The sequence below is a fragment of the Streptococcus sp. IMAU 99161 genome (assembly GCF_014435245.1).
GTDB classification, from domain to species: domain Bacteria; phylum Bacillota; class Bacilli; order Lactobacillales; family Streptococcaceae; genus Streptococcus; species Streptococcus lactarius.
In genome coordinates this window covers 208,184-223,423 of the sequence record NZ_JAAPAW010000006.1, presented here as the reverse complement: position 1 = coordinate 223,423, position 15,240 = coordinate 208,184, and the positions used below count along the sequence as shown (strand labels likewise).

Annotated in this window: 16 protein-coding genes; 13 read left to right on the top strand and 3 right to left on the bottom strand. The window is 43.2% G+C overall.

The genetic code is table 11. The features are described from left to right. The first annotated feature begins 12 nt into the window (after positions 1-12). From HA044_RS03425 to HA044_RS03380, 10 genes are all read left to right on the top strand, one after another. Positions 13-432 (top strand): F0F1 ATP synthase subunit epsilon, encoded by a 420-nt coding sequence (locus HA044_RS03425; RefSeq protein ID WP_187539304.1) that lies wholly within the window; start codon positions 13-15, stop codon positions 430-432. A gap of 97 nt (positions 433-529) precedes the next feature. After that, the gene (locus HA044_RS03420; RefSeq protein ID WP_187539302.1) at positions 530-760 is read left to right on the top strand and encodes a DUF1146 family protein; all 231 of its coding nucleotides are present in this window, start codon (positions 530-532) and stop codon (positions 758-760) included. A 66-nt stretch (positions 761-826) separates the two neighbouring features. Beyond that, positions 827-2,116 (top strand): UDP-N-acetylglucosamine 1-carboxyvinyltransferase, encoded by a 1,290-nt coding sequence (gene murA / locus HA044_RS03415; RefSeq protein WP_187539300.1) that lies wholly within the window; start codon positions 827-829, stop codon positions 2,114-2,116. Next, positions 2,100-2,288 carry a DNA-directed RNA polymerase subunit beta gene (locus HA044_RS03410; RefSeq protein ID WP_187539297.1) on the top strand — a complete coding sequence of 63 codons (189 nt, stop codon included), beginning with the start codon at positions 2,100-2,102 and terminating at the stop codon, positions 2,286-2,288. The genes murA and HA044_RS03410 overlap by 17 nt, the downstream gene beginning before the upstream one ends. Positions 2,289-2,369: 81 nt before the next feature. Next, positions 2,370-3,209, top strand: a complete 840-nt coding sequence (locus HA044_RS03405) for a DNA/RNA non-specific endonuclease (RefSeq protein ID WP_187539295.1) — start codon at positions 2,370-2,372, stop codon at positions 3,207-3,209. 81 nt (positions 3,210-3,290) lie between these two features. Beyond that, a complete protein-coding gene (locus HA044_RS03400; RefSeq protein ID WP_187539293.1) occupies positions 3,291-4,010 on the top strand; it encodes a M57 family metalloprotease in 720 nt (239 codons plus the stop codon). Positions 4,011-4,117: 107 nt separating this feature from the next. Continuing rightward, positions 4,118-6,025: an ABC-F family ATP-binding cassette domain-containing protein gene (locus HA044_RS03395; RefSeq protein ID WP_187539291.1), complete on the top strand. Its 1,908-nt coding sequence runs from the start codon at positions 4,118-4,120 to the stop codon at positions 6,023-6,025. Further along, a complete protein-coding gene (locus tag HA044_RS03390; protein ID WP_187539289.1) occupies positions 6,026-6,898 on the top strand; it encodes a MutR family transcriptional regulator in 873 nt (290 codons plus the stop codon). Between the two features lie 25 nt (positions 6,899-6,923). Continuing rightward, positions 6,924-8,102 (top strand): MFS transporter, encoded by a 1,179-nt coding sequence (locus HA044_RS03385; protein WP_187539287.1) that lies wholly within the window; start codon positions 6,924-6,926, stop codon positions 8,100-8,102. Between the two features lie 109 nt (positions 8,103-8,211). Beyond that, a complete protein-coding gene (locus HA044_RS03380; RefSeq protein WP_187539285.1) occupies positions 8,212-9,390 on the top strand; it encodes an MFS transporter in 1,179 nt (392 codons plus the stop codon). A 33-nt stretch (positions 9,391-9,423) separates the two neighbouring features. Here the strand turns inward: HA044_RS03380 and HA044_RS03375 are convergent, their stop codons facing one another. From HA044_RS03375 to murT, 3 genes are read right to left on the bottom strand one after another with little or no spacing between them, the layout of a single operon-like run. Beyond that, positions 9,424-9,699 carry a lipopolysaccharide assembly protein LapA domain-containing protein gene (locus tag HA044_RS03375; RefSeq protein ID WP_187539282.1) on the bottom strand — a complete coding sequence of 92 codons (276 nt, stop codon included), beginning with the start codon at positions 9,697-9,699 and terminating at the stop codon, positions 9,424-9,426. Positions 9,700-9,724: 25 nt separating this feature from the next. Beyond that, on the bottom strand, positions 9,725-10,504 hold the full coding sequence (gene gatD / locus HA044_RS03370; RefSeq protein WP_187539280.1) for a lipid II isoglutaminyl synthase subunit GatD: 780 nt from the start codon (positions 10,502-10,504) through the stop codon (positions 9,725-9,727). Next, entirely contained in the window at positions 10,504-11,847 is a 1,344-nt protein-coding gene (gene murT / locus HA044_RS03365) for a lipid II isoglutaminyl synthase subunit MurT (protein WP_187539278.1), read from the bottom strand. The genes gatD and murT overlap by 1 nt, the downstream gene beginning before the upstream one ends. Before the next feature lie 103 nt (positions 11,848-11,950). Here murT and cdaA point away from each other — a divergent pair, with 103 nt between their 5' ends. The 3 genes from cdaA to glmM are packed head-to-tail and all read left to right on the top strand — an operon-like array spanning position 11,951 to position 14,915. Beyond that, positions 11,951-12,799: a diadenylate cyclase CdaA gene (gene cdaA, locus HA044_RS03360; RefSeq protein ID WP_187539276.1), complete on the top strand. Its 849-nt coding sequence runs from the start codon at positions 11,951-11,953 to the stop codon at positions 12,797-12,799. Next, positions 12,796-13,545 carry a YbbR-like domain-containing protein gene (locus tag HA044_RS03355; RefSeq protein ID WP_187539274.1) on the top strand — a complete coding sequence of 250 codons (750 nt, stop codon included), beginning with the start codon at positions 12,796-12,798 and terminating at the stop codon, positions 13,543-13,545. The genes cdaA and HA044_RS03355 overlap by 4 nt, the downstream gene beginning before the upstream one ends. Before the next feature lie 20 nt (positions 13,546-13,565). Then, positions 13,566-14,915: a phosphoglucosamine mutase gene (glmM, locus tag HA044_RS03350; RefSeq protein WP_187539273.1), complete on the top strand. Its 1,350-nt coding sequence runs from the start codon at positions 13,566-13,568 to the stop codon at positions 14,913-14,915. Positions 14,916-15,240 lie beyond the last annotated feature (325 nt).

Below are 15,240 nucleotides of genomic sequence, written 5' to 3'. Positions count from 1 at the left end.
AAGAGGTGAAAGATGAGTCAAATGAACGTCCAAATCGTGACACCCGATGGACTGGTTTATGATCATCATGCCGCATTTGTATCTGTCAAGACAATTGATGGTGAATTAGGGATTTTACCTCATCATATCAATACCATTGCGGTTTTGGCTGTAGACCAAGTTAAGGTTCGTCGGATAGACGATGACAAACATATTAATTGGATTGCAGTCAATGGTGGGATTATCGAAGTAGCAGACAATGTCATTACCATCGTTGCCGATTCTGCTGAACGTGCTCGAGATATTGATATTAGTCGTGCAGAACGGGCCAAACTGCGAGCTGAAAAAGCGATTGAAGAAGCCAAAGATCAGCATTCGGTTGATATGGAACGTCGTGCTAAAATTGCTCTTCAACGCGCCATTAACCGGATTAATGTCGGAAATCGTTTATAACATATTCAAAATAAGGTGGAGGTGCGTCCTCACCTTATTTTTGTTGGGAGTCAAATTAAAAGAAGAAACTAGAAAGCAAATATGATATAATAGCGATATGATTCAAATGATATTTAATCTTTCCAGCCATTTATTGTTTATCTTTTTTGCCTATTATTTACTCTTCAACTTGGTAAGATGGGAAAAATTTTTAAAAGTTAGTGCGGAAAATGCAATCAAAATTCGCTTCTTAATTCTGTTGTTCAGTGTTGCCTTAGGCTATTTAGCCAGCTCATTTTTTATTAGTATTTACGAGATGAGTCGGCAGATTTTTATTGGTCAGTTCTAACCACATTTTGTCAAAAATATGGTATGATAGAAGTCGTGACTTAAAGGAATTGGAGAAAAATCTCGTATGGAAAAAATAATCATTCATGGTGGGAATAATCGTCTGGTTGGAACCGTTAAAATTGAAGGGGCAAAAAATGCGGTTCTTCCTCTTCTTGCAGCAACAGTGCTTGCAAGTGAGGGGGTGACAACCTTGAAAAATGTGCCTGTTTTATCAGACGTCTTTACCATGAACAATGTGGTTCGTGGCTTAAATGCGCAGGTGACCTTCAATGAAGAAGAAAATATGGTAGTCGTGGATGCGCAAGCAAAGTTGTCTGAGGAAGCACCCTACAAGTATGTGAGCAAGATGCGGGCATCGATTGTTGTCTTGGGTCCAGTCTTGGCACGTAATGGCCATGCTAAAGTTTCCATGCCTGGAGGTTGTACGATCGGTAGCCGTCCGATTGACCTTCACCTCAAAGGTTTAGAAGCCATGGGAGCTGAGATTACTCAAGCCGCTGGTTATATCGAAGCCAAAGCTGATCGTCTCAAGGGGGCACATATCTATATGGACTTCCCATCAGTAGGGGCGACGCAAAATATTATGATGGCAGCTACCTTGGCAGATGGCGTGACGGTCATTGAAAATGCAGCTCGAGAACCTGAAATTGTTGACCTAGCACTCTTGCTTAATAAAATGGGTGCAAATGTCAAGGGTGCAGGAACAGAGACCTTAACCATCGTCGGAGTGGAGAGCTTACATGGGGCGGTTCACAATGTGGTTCAAGACCGGATCGAGGCAGGAACCTTCATGATTGGGGCAGCCATGACCGGTGGAGATGTCTTGATTGAAGATGCCATTTGGGAGCATAATCGTCCGCTTCTTTCGAAGATGCAGGAGATGGGAGTTACGGTAACCGAAGAAGACAATGGCATTCGGATCCAATCAGATATTAGTAAGCTTCGTCCAGTTTCTGTTAAGACTCTTCCTTACCCAGGATTTCCAACAGATATGCAGGCTCAATTTACAGCCTTGATGGCGATGGCCAAGGGTGAATCAACCATGATTGAAACGGTCTTTGAAAATCGCTTCCAGCATTTGGAAGAAATGCGCCGGATGGGGGTTCATTCTGAAATTATGCGGGATACAGCTCGCATCGTTGGTGGTGAAAGTTACCAAGGTGCAGAGGTCATGTCTACGGATTTACGTGCCAGCGCAACCTTGATCTTGATGGGCTTGGTGGCTGAAGGAGAAACAAAGGTCAGCAAATTGAATCACCTGGATCGTGGCTATTACCAATTCCATGAAAAATTGGTGGCACTTGGTGCAGATGTGAAACGTGTAGAGGAAGCAGACGATGAAAACGAATCTTAAATATGTTGCAAAACAGCTAGGAATTGTTCTTCTTTTAGCTGTGATCGGAATCATGATTTTTGCGGTAGGTTTGGTCATTGGCTATGGGGTGATTGGAGATGGAAAAAATCCATGGTCTATTCTTTCACCTAGTACTTGGTCAGAGATTATTGGAAAGCTAACTGGCAAATAAGATTTAAATGAAATTGAGAAAAAGGAGAGCAGCGAATCGAGTCAATGACCCATCTAGCGCTGCTCTTTTTTGGAGAAAGATATGACAAAACAAAAAGTAACCAAACGTACCAAACAAACCTTGGCAGGGTTTTTGGTCGCTACAGCCCTAGCGATTGGTGGCTATTTTATCCATCAACCAGCTCAGAAAGGTGGAAGTGACCAGGTTGTTTCCGTGGTGACCAGTAGTCAAAATAAAACCCCTAGTAAGGAATTAGCCAGTTCTGTCCTGACAACTTCCGCTCGTTCACAATTAGGAGATCAGTTAGAGTGGAATGGAACGGGAGCCTTTGTGGTCAAAGGGAATCGGACCGATCTGGATGCCAGTGTCGCTAGTCAACCCTATGCGGATAACAAGACGAAAGAAGTACAGGGAAAGACTGTACCTACGGTTGCCAATGCCTTGATGAGCAAGGCAACGCGACAATACCGGGATCGGGAAGCAACAGGAAGTGGTCAAACCGATTGGAAACCAGCAGGTTGGCATCAGGTCCATAATCTATCAGGTGAATATGACCATGCGGTAGATCGGGGGCATTTATTGGGCTATGCTTTGATTGGCAATCTCAAAGGCTTTGATGCCTCGACTAGCAATCCCAAAAATATTGCCGTGCAAACAGCCTGGTCCAACCAGGCCAAGGACGAGGATTCTACGGGTCAAAACTACTATGAGACTTTAGTTCGAAAGGCTTTGGATAAGAACAAGCGAGTCCGCTATCGGGTGACCTTGATCTATAATCAACCGGATGATCTGATACCTCTAGGCTCTCAGATTGAAGCCAAATCGAGTGATGGGACGCTGGAATTTAATGTCTTTGTGCCCAATGTTCAAAGCGGGATCAGTCTGGATTACCAGACAGGAAAAGTAACCGTTCATAATTAATGTGGAAACGGTGCTTTTTTAAGATATTTTTAAGGATCGAGTGATACAATTGCATCCCTTCTTTAAGAGAAAGGAGACTGTATGAAAACTATTTTTCGATGGTTGAGATGGACTCTGCGCATGACCTGGAGCCTCTTTTGGGGATTTTTCTGGACAATTGGGATTAGTTTTTTAATCCTAGTTGGGATTTTCTATTTCACAGATTCTTCGGCTTCTGGGGCGAGTGGCCTTGGAAATGCTGCCCAAAAAGTTATGTATCAAGCTGGAAATTTATTTGGTGATCAGGGCTTTGCTGCTCGATTTGGGATGGCTCCAAATTCTCAGTCGAACCAGACGGACAATCACGAACACAATGGAGCTAGATGGGATCAGCCAGAGGCCACGGTTTATCTAGATCCCAATATCAGTCAAACTTTTATAAAAGCCTATCGGGATGCCATTGAGGCATGGAACCAAACAGGTGCCTTTACTTTCAAACTGGTCACAAATGAAAAAGAGGCCAATGTGGTCTTGACCGAGATGGACAATGCTTCGGTCTCCGCAGCAGGAGAATCTTCCTCTCAGACCAACCTGATGACCAATCGGTTCACACATGTGACGATTCGACTCAACCGTCACTATCTTTTAAACTATACTTATAATTACAGTAATGAACGTATTGTCAACACAGCTGAGCATGAATTAGGTCATGCGATTGGCTTGGACCACAATGATGGGGAGTCCGTCATGCAACCAGCTGGCTCTTTCTATAGTATTCAAGATATGGATGTGGAAGCAGTCCGACAATTGTATAAGGAGTAATCAGATTTGAACTACTTTCTAAAAGTTCTGGGCCTCAAGGGGCTCAGGATTTTTTTGAGGGCTCATCTTTCCTTGTTTAATCTGTAAAAAGATAGTAAAATAGGGACATGATTATTTTACAAGCCAACAAAATTGAACGCTCTTTTGCAGGGGAGGTTCTTTTTGATAACATCAGCCTGCAAATAGATGAGCGGGACCGGATTGCCCTGGTCGGAAAGAATGGAGCAGGGAAATCTACGCTCTTAAAAATCTTGGTGGGAGAAGAAGAGCCGACTTCTGGGGAAATCAATAAAAAACGGGACCTTTCTCTCTCATATCTGGCCCAGGATAGCCGCTTTGAGTCGACCAATACTATCTACGATGAGATGCTCCATGTCTTTGACGATCTCCGAAAGACCGAGAAAAGTTTGCGGCAGATGGAGCTTGAGATGGGGGAAAAAACTGGGGCTGACCTAGAAAAGCTCATGCAGGATTATGACCGTTTATCGGAAGAATTCCGTCAAGCTGGTGGCTTCACCTATGAGGCAGATATCCGAGCTATTCTAAATGGTTTCAAGTTCGATGAATCCATGTGGCAGATGAAGATTGAGGAGCTGTCTGGTGGGCAAAATACCCGTCTGGCTCTGGCCAAGATGCTCTTAGAAAAGCCAAATCTCTTGGTGCTGGATGAGCCGACCAACCACTTGGATATTGAGACCATCGCCTGGTTGGAAAACTACTTGGTCAATTATAGTGGGGCCCTACTCATTGTCAGCCACGATCGGTATTTCTTAGATAAAGTCGCAACTGTGACAGTAGATTTGACCAAGCATTCCTTGGACCGCTATGTCGGCAATTACTCCAGCTTCGTCGAGCAAAAAGAGCAAAAACTCCTGACCGAAGCCAAGAACTACGAGAAACAACAGAAAGAGATTGCAGCACTTGAAGACTTTGTTAATCGTAATTTGGTGCGGGCCTCAACCACCAAGCGGGCCCAGTCTCGTCGCAAGCAGTTGGAAAAAATGGAGCGCTTAGACAAGCCTGAAGCTGGGACCAAGTCTGCCCATATGACCTTCCATTCCGATAAGACATCGGGAAATGTTGTCTTGACAGTAGAAGAGGCAGCTGTCGGCTATGACGATCAAGTTCTGTCCGAGCCTATCAATCTGGATATCCGCAAGATGAATGCGGTCGCCATTGTGGGGCCAAATGGGATCGGGAAGTCTACTCTTATCAAGTCTATCGTTGGACAGATTCCTTTTATCAAGGGGGAAGCCCGTTTTGGGGCCAATGTCGAGGTGGGCTACTATGACCAGACCCAAAGTAAGCTAACCCCTCACAACAGTGTCTTGGATGAGCTCTGGAATGACTTTAAACTGACACCAGAAGTGGAAATCCGAAATCGCCTTGGAGCCTTTCTTTTCTCTGGGGATGATGTCAAGAAAACCGTCGGCATGCTGTCGGGTGGAGAGCGGGCGCGCTTGCTTCTAGCCAAGCTTTCTATGGAGAATAATAACTTCTTGATTCTCGATGAGCCGACCAACCACTTGGACATCGATAGCAAGGAAGTACTGGAAAATGCCTTGATTGATTTTGATGGGACTCTGCTCTTTGTCAGCCACGACCGCTACTTTATCAATCGGGTAGCGACCCAAGTCTTGGAACTCTCAGAAGAGGGCTCGACCCTTTATCTGGGAGACTATGATTATTATCTGGAGAAGAAAGCAGAGTTAGAGGCCCTTGCTGCAGCGCAAGCAGAAGCTGTGCCTGTTTCTTCGACCGAAGAAGACACCAGCAATGATTATCATCTGCAAAAACAAAACCAAAAGGAACTCCGCAAAATCACCCGTCGCATTAAGCAATTGGAAGCAGAGATGGAAGAGCTAGATCAGAAAATCCAAACCATCACCGAAACCATGCAGAGCACCAATGATGCAGCCGACTTAGTTCAACTCCAGAGTGACCTGGACCAATTGACTGTCCAGCAGGAAGAGGTCATGGAAGAGTGGGCAGAACTGTCAGAGCAGGTGGAGTAAATGGAAGATCTAGGCAAAGTTTTTCGTGAATTTCGAATCAGTAAAAATTATTCATTGAAAGGAGCCGCTGGAGAAGCTTGCTCGACCTCCCAGTTATCCCGTTTTGAATTGGGGGAGTCGGATCTGGCTACGTCGCGCTTCTTTGAGATATTAGACAATATCCATGTGACGATTGAAAATTTTATGGATAAGGCCAGAAATTTTCAACACCATGAGCATGTGTCCCTAATTGCTCAGTTGGTTCCTCTTTATTATGCAAACGATATTGCGGGTTTTCAAAGGCTTCAAGAGGAGGAACTTGAAAAAGCTAAGAGTTCGACCAATCCCCTTTATTTTGAATTGAACTGGATTTTGTTACAAGGGCTGATTTGCCAGAGAGATGCCAGCTACACGATGAAGCAGAGCGATCTGGACAAGGTGGCGGACTATCTCTTTCAAACGGAAGAATGGACCATGTATGAGTTGATCCTCTTTGGCAATCTTTATAGTTTTTATGATGTGGATTATGTCACTCGGCTTGGTAGAGAAGTGATGGAGCGGGAAGATTTCTACAAGGAAATTGGTCGTCATCGAAAGCTGGTCTTGATTCTAGCTCTCAATTGCTACCAGCATTGTTTAGAACACCGTTCTTTTGAAAGTGCTAGTTATTTTGAAGCTTATGTGGAAAAGATTATCGGCAAGAGCATCAAACTCTATGAACGCAATATCTTTCATTATCTCAAGGGCTTTGCCATTTATCAGAAGGGGCAAACAGAAGAAGGGAGTCAGCAAATGCAAGAGGCTATGCATATTTTTGATGTGCTAGGTCTTCCAGAGCAGGTAGCTTACTATCAAGAACACTTTGATAAATTTGTAATAGATGAATGTTCCTAAATAGGAGAGAGATAAAGGAGATTTTATGAACCGACATGCGGTCCAATTAATTAGTCGTGGAGCGATTACCAAAATTGGAAATATGCTCTATGATTATGGGAATAGTGTCTGGCTGGCCTCAATGGGGACTATAGGAAAGACGGTATTAGGAATCTATCAGATTTCTGAGTTAGTGACAGGGATCCTCGTGAATCCTTTTGGAGGGGTGATTTCAGACCGTTTTTCTCGTCGCAAGATTTTGATGACGACCGACTTGGTGTGTGGTCTCCTGTGTTTGGCGATTTCTTTTATCAGAAATGATCGTTGGATGATTGCGGCTCTGATTGTTGCCAATATTGTCCAGGCCATTGCCTTTGGTTTTTCTCGACCTGCCAATAAAGCCATTATTACAGAAGTTGTGGAGAAAGAAGAGATTGTAACCTATAATGCGCACTTGGAGCTGGTCTTACAAGTTGTTAGTGTCAGTTCTCCCATGTTTTCTTTCCTAGTTCTACAATTTGCCAGTCTCCATGCGACCCTCTTGCTAGATGCGCTGACCTTTTTCATTGCCTTTGTCCTAGTGGCATTCCTTCCGAAAGAAGTAGCAAAGGTTCAAGAAAAGAAACAGTTTACGGGGAAAGATATTTTCTCTGATATCAAGGAGGGGTTAGACTATATCTGGCATCAGAAAGACATTTTCTTTCTCTTGTTGGTGGCTTCCGGCGTGAATTTCTTTTTTGCGGCTTTTGAGTTTTTACTTCCCTTTTCCAATCGACTTTACGGGGGCAAGGGGGCTTATGCGACCATCTTAACATTGGGAGCTATTGGATCTATTCTTGGAGCACTTGTTGCCAATAAAATTACATCAAGTATGAAAATTCTCCTGTTTTTACTGATCATGGCAGGTGTAGGAGTGTTCATGATGGGCTTGCCTCTTCCGACTTATCTTTCTTTTTCGGGAAATCTGGTCTGTGAATTTTTTGTGACCATTTTCGACATCCACGTTTTTACTCAAGTGCAAACCAAGGTGGAAGATGATTATCTGGGGAGAGTCTTGAGTACGATTTATACTTTGGCTGTTCTCTTTATGCCCATCGCCAAAGGTTTGATGACTTGGTTGCCAAGTGTCCGAGTAGAATCCTTTCTCCTGATTGGAGCTGGAGTTATTCTCTTTTCACTCTTGGCTCAGCTAGTAGCTAAGCTGCTTCAATCAAAAGTACAGTAGGTATTCTTTTATAAAATTGTAATTTATTAATTTTCCCAAATAAGGGACAAAATGAAAATCTCTTTCATGAACTGATACAATAGTTTCAGAAAATGAAGGAGGTTTTTTTATGAATCGACATGCAGTCCAATTAATTGCTCGTGGCGCGATCGATAAAATAGGGAATATGCTCTATGATTATGGGAATAGTGTTTGGCTGGCCTCGATGGGGACGGTGGGAAAGACAGTATTAGGGATTTATCAAATTTCGGAGTTGGTGACAGCTATACTAGCTAATCCCTTTGGAGGCGTGATTTCAGACCGTTTTTCCCGTCGCAAGATTTTGATGACGACCGACTTGGTTTGTGGACTCCTTTGTTTGGCGATTTCTTTTATCAGGAACGATCGTTGGATGATTGCGGCCCTGATTGTTGCCAATATTGTCCAGGCTATTGCCTTTGCTTTTTCTCGGCCTGCCAATAAAGCTATTATCACAGAGGTGGTAGCAAAGGACGAGATAGTGACCTATAATGCACACTTGGAGTTGGTCTTGCAGGTAGTTGGTGTTAGTTCACCTGTGCTCTCTTTCCTTGTTTTACAATTTGCTAGTCTTCATATGACGCTCTTACTAGACGCTTTGACTTTTTTCATTGCTTTTTCTCTAGTGGCTTTACTTCCAAAAGAAGAACCAAAGGTTCAAGAGCATAAGAGTTTTACAGGGAAAGATATTTTTGCGGATATCAAAGATGGCTTGCACTATATCAGGCATCAAAAAGAAATTTTCTTTCTCTTGTTAGTGGCTTCAAGTGTAAATTTCTTTTTTGCAGCTTTTGAGTTTTTGCTCCCTTTTTCAAATAAACTTTATGGTGTAGACGGAGCCTATGCAACTATCTTAACCATGGGTGCAATTGGCTCCATCATCGGAGCACTCATAGCAAATAAATTTAAATCGAGCATGAATACACTTTTGTTCTTAATAATCCTCACAGGAGTGGGAGTGTTCATGTTGGGCTTGCCACTTCCTCACCTTCTTTCCTTTTCTGGAAATTTAGTCTGTGAACTCTTTATGACGATTTTTAATATTCACTTTTTTACCCAAGTGCAAACCAAGGTAGAAGGAGACTACCTGGGCCGGGTCTTAAGCACCATTTTTACCCTAGCCATTCTCTTTATGCCTGTGGCTAAAGGCTTGATGACTTGTTTACCAAGTGTCCGAGTAGAATCCTTTCTCCTAATTGGAGCTGGAGTTATTCTCTTTTCACTCCTAGCACAAGTAGTCGCCAAGCAGCTACAAGCAAAAAATCATTAGAACAACATGAAAAAAGCACCAATCGGTGCTTTTTTAGTCTTTTACTTTTTCTTCTTTTGCCATTTTTTGTCCCAACTGCTTTTTGGCTGACTTGAGTTCATTTTTTAGTGAAAAGTCTTTTGGGAGGCTGACCAAGAAGGTAACCAAGGAACCCAACAAAACACAGATTAAGATCAAAATAATTAATGGCAGTTTGAATTGGACCAGTAGAAAATTTACTGTCACAGTCTGCATATTGGCTAGTGAAATGATCGCAATCAATAAAATGGATATCAAAAGTGCGACATATTGAACTTTCTTTTTCGTCATTTGTATCTCCTCATAAATGGTGGCTTTATTCAGCCTTGCTCTTCACATCAGCGTATTCTTCCGGCTGTTCTAAACTTAGAATCTCCTCATAAGCCGGTAGGGAAAGGTCCTTGCCATATTTATTTTTTAAGGCAGTGCTCACCAAGCGATAGGCTAAATTGGCATTCCGAGAAAGAATGGGACCGTGGAAGTAGCTGCCAAAGACGTTCTTGTAGTGAAGTCCTTCGCACCCATCTTCTTTGTTGTTCCCATTTCCATAGACAACCTTACCTAGCGGTTTTTCATCCTCAGCCAAGAAGGTCCGACCTTGGTGGTTTTCAAAACCATAATAGGTTTCGTTAAATTCTTCGTTGTGGATTTTGATATCACCAATGTAGCGGTTGTTTTCTTGGTTGAGGGTATAATGCCCCATAATACCGAGCCCTTCAATGCGTTTGCCAGAAGCTTCAATGTAGTACTGGCCTAGAAGTTGAAAGCCACCACAGATAGCAAGGACCACACCATCTTCATCAATAAAGCGCTCGAGGTCTTCTTTTTTATCGGGTAGGTCCTCTGAAACAATGGTTTGTTCAAAATCTTGTCCTCCACCGAAAAAGGCGATATCGTAGGTATCTGGATCAAATCGGTCTTTGAGGGAGACGATATCGACTGTCACATGAGCCCCAAGTTTTTCTGCTACATACTTGAGCATGAGGATATTTCCATTGTCTCCATAGGTATTCATCAAGTTGCCATAGAGATGGGCAATGCGTAGACTATAAGGGTATTGAACCTGATGAGAAGATTCAAGGGAAGTATAAGTCATTAGTGCATCTCCTTTTCAATCAGGTGTTCTTGAGCTAAAAGCTCGCGGAATTCTAACATAGCTGTATAAGTCGCTAAAATATAAGCATGCGACGTTTTTTGCTGTTTGATTCGTTCATAGACCTCCGTTAAGCCAGCGACCTCTGTGATCTTTTCGGCAGGATAGCCAGTGACCCGAAGGCGACGAGCAATTTCAGAGTGACGTACTCCACCAGCATTGATCTCAGGAATGTCCATCTGGGTAATTTGCTCAAAATCTGCATCCCAAATCCAACTAGTGTCGATCCCATCCGCATAGTTTGCATTTAAAAGGACTGATAAACTAAATGGATAGGGAGCAAGTTTGATCATTTCAATGGCTTGGGTCGCTCCGACCGGATTTTTAATCAGGACCAAGGTACATTCTTTATCACCGATTTTAAAGGTTTCCTGACGGCCAAAGACGGCCCGACTACGGTCAAATCCTTGCTTAATCACTTCCGGTTGAACTCCAAAGAATCCTGCAACGGAAACAGCTGCCAAGGCATTGTAAATGTTGTAAAGGCCACCAATATTGATGTGGTAGTCTTGGCCTTGGATCCGGAAATTAGAAGAATTCTGAGTTAGAGAGAGCAGATCCGATAGTGTATAAGTGAGAGACGGCCGGTGGAAGCCACAGTGTTCACAAATATAATCTCCAAGATTGGCATAAGTATTGAGCTTGTACTTGAGGATATTGTGGCAATGCGGGCACAGGATGCCTTCCGTATTGTAATGAGCGAGTTGTGGTTCAGATTTTTCAGTATCAAAGCCATAATATTGGATGGGATTTGAAAGAGTCTGACTATTAAAGAGCGGACTATCACCATTTAACAGAACCGTTGCAGTTGGGACCTTTTGAATGGCATCTAAGATCATCTGATAGGTCGTATAGATCTCTCCGTAGCGATCCATTTGGTCTCGGAAAATATTGGTAACCACAAAAAGGCTTGGCTGAATGTAATCACAAATCCGAGAGAGGCTGGCCTCGTCGATTTCAAGAACAGCAATCGGGCGATTTGATTTCGAGTGCTTAGCCCTTATAAAGGTCGTCGTGATCCCAGAAATCATATTGGCCCCACTTGGATTAGTCAAAATGGGTCCAAAGGCCTCTTGTAGAATCCCAACGGTTAGGGCTGTGGTCAAGGTTTTTCCATTCGTCCCAGTGATGACAACGATCTCGTAGTTTTTAGCCAATTGGCTAAGAATATCTTTATCAAATTTGAGGGCTAATTTTCCAGGGAGGGTTGATCCGCGCCCCATTTTTTCAAGAATAGAGCCGGATAGCTTGCCTGCCAAGACGCCCAAGGTTGTATTTATCTTCATAAATCATATTTTATCATAAAAAGCATCAGAAGGTTACAGAAAAATTTTATGAAACGTGATATAATAGATTGATGTCTTTAAGAGAAGTGGTAGGTGTGAGCTTATGAACATTCAACAGATTACAAATCCACAATTTTGGACGAGTTTGTTTCCAAATTGGTGGAGTATCGTTATCAACGTCATTGATATTGCCCTAGTAGCTTGGTTATTGTATTTTTTGATCAAGGCGATTGTCGGTACCAAAATCATGATTTTGGTGCGGGGTGTCATTATCTTTTTCTTGCTTCAATTTTTAGCCAACTTTTTAGGTTTAACGACGATTTCTTGGTTGATCAATCAGGTCATTACGTATGGGGTCATCGCTCTGGTTGTGATTTTTTCTCCAGAAATTCGGGTTGGCTTGGAGCGACTAGGGCGTGCCACAGAATTCTTTGTGACCAGTGAAGTCAGTCAGGAAGAGAAGATGGTCCAAGCCTATGTTAAGGCAGTAGCTTATATGAGTCCTCGTAAGATAGGAGCTTTGGTGGCCATTCAAGGAGCTAGAACCCTTCAAGAATATATTTCGACCGGGATTCCTTTGGATGCTGAGGTCTCTGGTGAATTATTAATCAACATCTTTATTCCAAACACACCTTTGCATGATGGTGCTGTTATTGTTCGAAATGATAAGATCGCAGTTTCTTGTGCCTATTTACCTTTGACAGAAAGTAGTATGATTTCAAAAGAATTTGGAACCCGTCACCGGGCAGCTATTGGTCTTTCAGAGGTGTCAGACGCCTTTACTTTTGTAGTATCTGAAGAAACAGGTGGGATCTCTGTGACCAATAATGGCAGATTTTTGCACGATCTGACGCTAGATGAGTTCGAAAAAGAATTAAGGAGTTTTCTTGTCCCTGACGAAAAGAAAGATCGTAGCTTAAAAGAACGAATTTTGGGGAGGTTGGTAAAATGAGATCCAAAAAAGAATTTCTGTATGTTTTTGCCTCGGTCTTATTGTCCGTCATCTTGTTTATCAATGCCTCTTCCTTTAATTTTCAAAACAATAGTAGTGCAAGGCAGGTTAGCTCGGAAACCTATACCAATACCTTAACCAACATCCCGATTGATGCCAAGTACAATGATCAAACCTACTTCGTTAGTGGCTTGACCTCAGAAGTGACCGTTTTTCTGAAAGGGTCCAATCGTGTTGCCCTTGCTAGTGAAATGCAGCCAAGCACTCGGAAGTTTCGAGTGGTCGCCGATCTTCGGAAGGAAAAAGAAGGAACGATTGAAGTCCCCTTGGTCGTAAAAGACCTACCGGCCGGTTTGACAGCTACCGTTGAGCCACAGAAGGTTTCGGTGAAAATTGGTAAAAAAGCGAAAAAATCATTTTCTGTTAGGGCTACGATCCCTCACAATCAGATCGTTGAAGGGGTGACGGTAACGGATATTTCTCTAGAAACTTCTAAAGTAGAAGTAACAAGTGACCAAGAAACCTTGAGTCGGATCGATCATGTCGAAGCGGTCTTCCCTTCCAGTGAAATGATCAGTGGAAACTATAGTGGAACTGTTTCTTTAAATGCGGTAGATGCCCAAGGAAATGTCCTACCAGGTGTGGTAAAACCTGGTGAGATGCACATCCAGGTGACAACCAAGACGAACTCGTCTTCGTCCAGCTCAAGTAGCTCTTCGTCGACTTCCTCCAGTTCAAGCAATTAGAAAGTAAAAGGTAATACATAATGGGTAAATATTTTGGAACGGACGGTGTCCGTGGAGAAGCAAATGTAGAATTAACGCCAGAATTGGCCTTTAAGTTGGGCCGTTTCGGTGGCTATGTCTTGAGCCAACATGAAGAAGAAACACCCCTAGTGTTTGTTGGGCGCGATACGCGTATTTCTGGTGAAATGTTGGAACACGCTCTGATTGCCGGACTCTTATCCGTGGGGATTCGTGTCTACAAATTGGGAGTGATTGCAACTCCAGGTGTTGCTTATCTGGTCCGTACTGAAAAAGCAAGCGCAGGAGTGATGATCTCTGCTAGCCATAATCCAGCGTTGGACAACGGAATCAAATTCTTTGGTGGTGATGGTTTCAAGTTGGATGACGATCGGGAACTTGAAATTGAAGCTCTATTGGATGCGCCTGAAGATACCCTTCCACGTCCAAGTGCTCAAGGTTTAGGAACGGTCATGGAATATCCAGAAGGCTTGCGCAAATACCAAGAATTCCTCGTATCTACAGGGGTTCAATTGGACGGCTTGCATGTTGTTTTGGATACTGCAAATGGTGCCGCTTCAACAAGTGCTCGTCAGGTCTTTGCAGACTTGGGAGCACAATTGACGGTTATTGGTGAAACGCCAGATGGTTTGAATATCAATGATGGTGTTGGCTCCACGCACCCTGAGCACTTACAAGAAAAAGTGAAAGAAGTTGGTGCAACCATTGGTCTAGCCTTTGATGGCGATAGTGACCGCTTGATCGCTGTTGATGAAAATGGAGAGATCGTAGACGGTGATAAGATCATGTACATCATCGGATCCTACCTATCAAGTCAAGGCTTACTCGAAAAAAATACAATCGTCACAACTGTCATGTCCAATCTCGGATTCCACAAGGCCTTGGATGCAAAAGGAATTCACAAAGAAATCACGGCTGTTGGAGACCGCTATGTGGTCGAAGAAATGCGCAAGTCAGGATACAACCTTGGTGGTGAGCAATCTGGTCACGTAGTCATCATGGATTACAACACAACTGGTGATGGCCAATTAACAGGGGTTCAATTGACAAAAATCATGCAAGAAACCGGCAAGAAATTGTCTGAATTGGCTGCAGAAGTGACCATTTATCCTCAAAAACTGGTCAATATCCGGGTTGAAAATAGTATGAAAGACAAGGCGATGGAAGTGCCTGCTATTCGTGAGATCATTGAAAAAATGGAAGCGGAAATGGCAGGAAATGGCCGGATCCTGGTTCGCCCTAGTGGAACAGAACCTCTTCTTCGTGTCATGGCAGAAGCACCTACACATGAAGAAGTAGACTACTATGTAGATACCATTGCAGCAGTTGTCCAAGCAGAAATCGGGCTTTAATATCCTCTGAAGCTAGATAGGAGAAACGCCTGCTAAGGAGCCAGATTGGCTTACCCTAGACTCATTTTAAAGTAAATCGAAGAGAGTGGGACAGAAATCGGTCATTCGTTAGAATTCGATTTCGTCGTCCCACCTCTGCATAGCTTCAACAGTCTGGGAGACTGTTGAAGGTTGCAGATAAAGGAAACATAGTTTCCGTCAACATAGGGCATCTTTGAAGCATAAAAAGCGAACAAAGACTTAGGATACTTGCTTCGCAAGTTCTATCCGCCACCTCAAAGCAGTGCTTTGAGCACTCAACCACTGCGTCTTGCTCGACAATCCA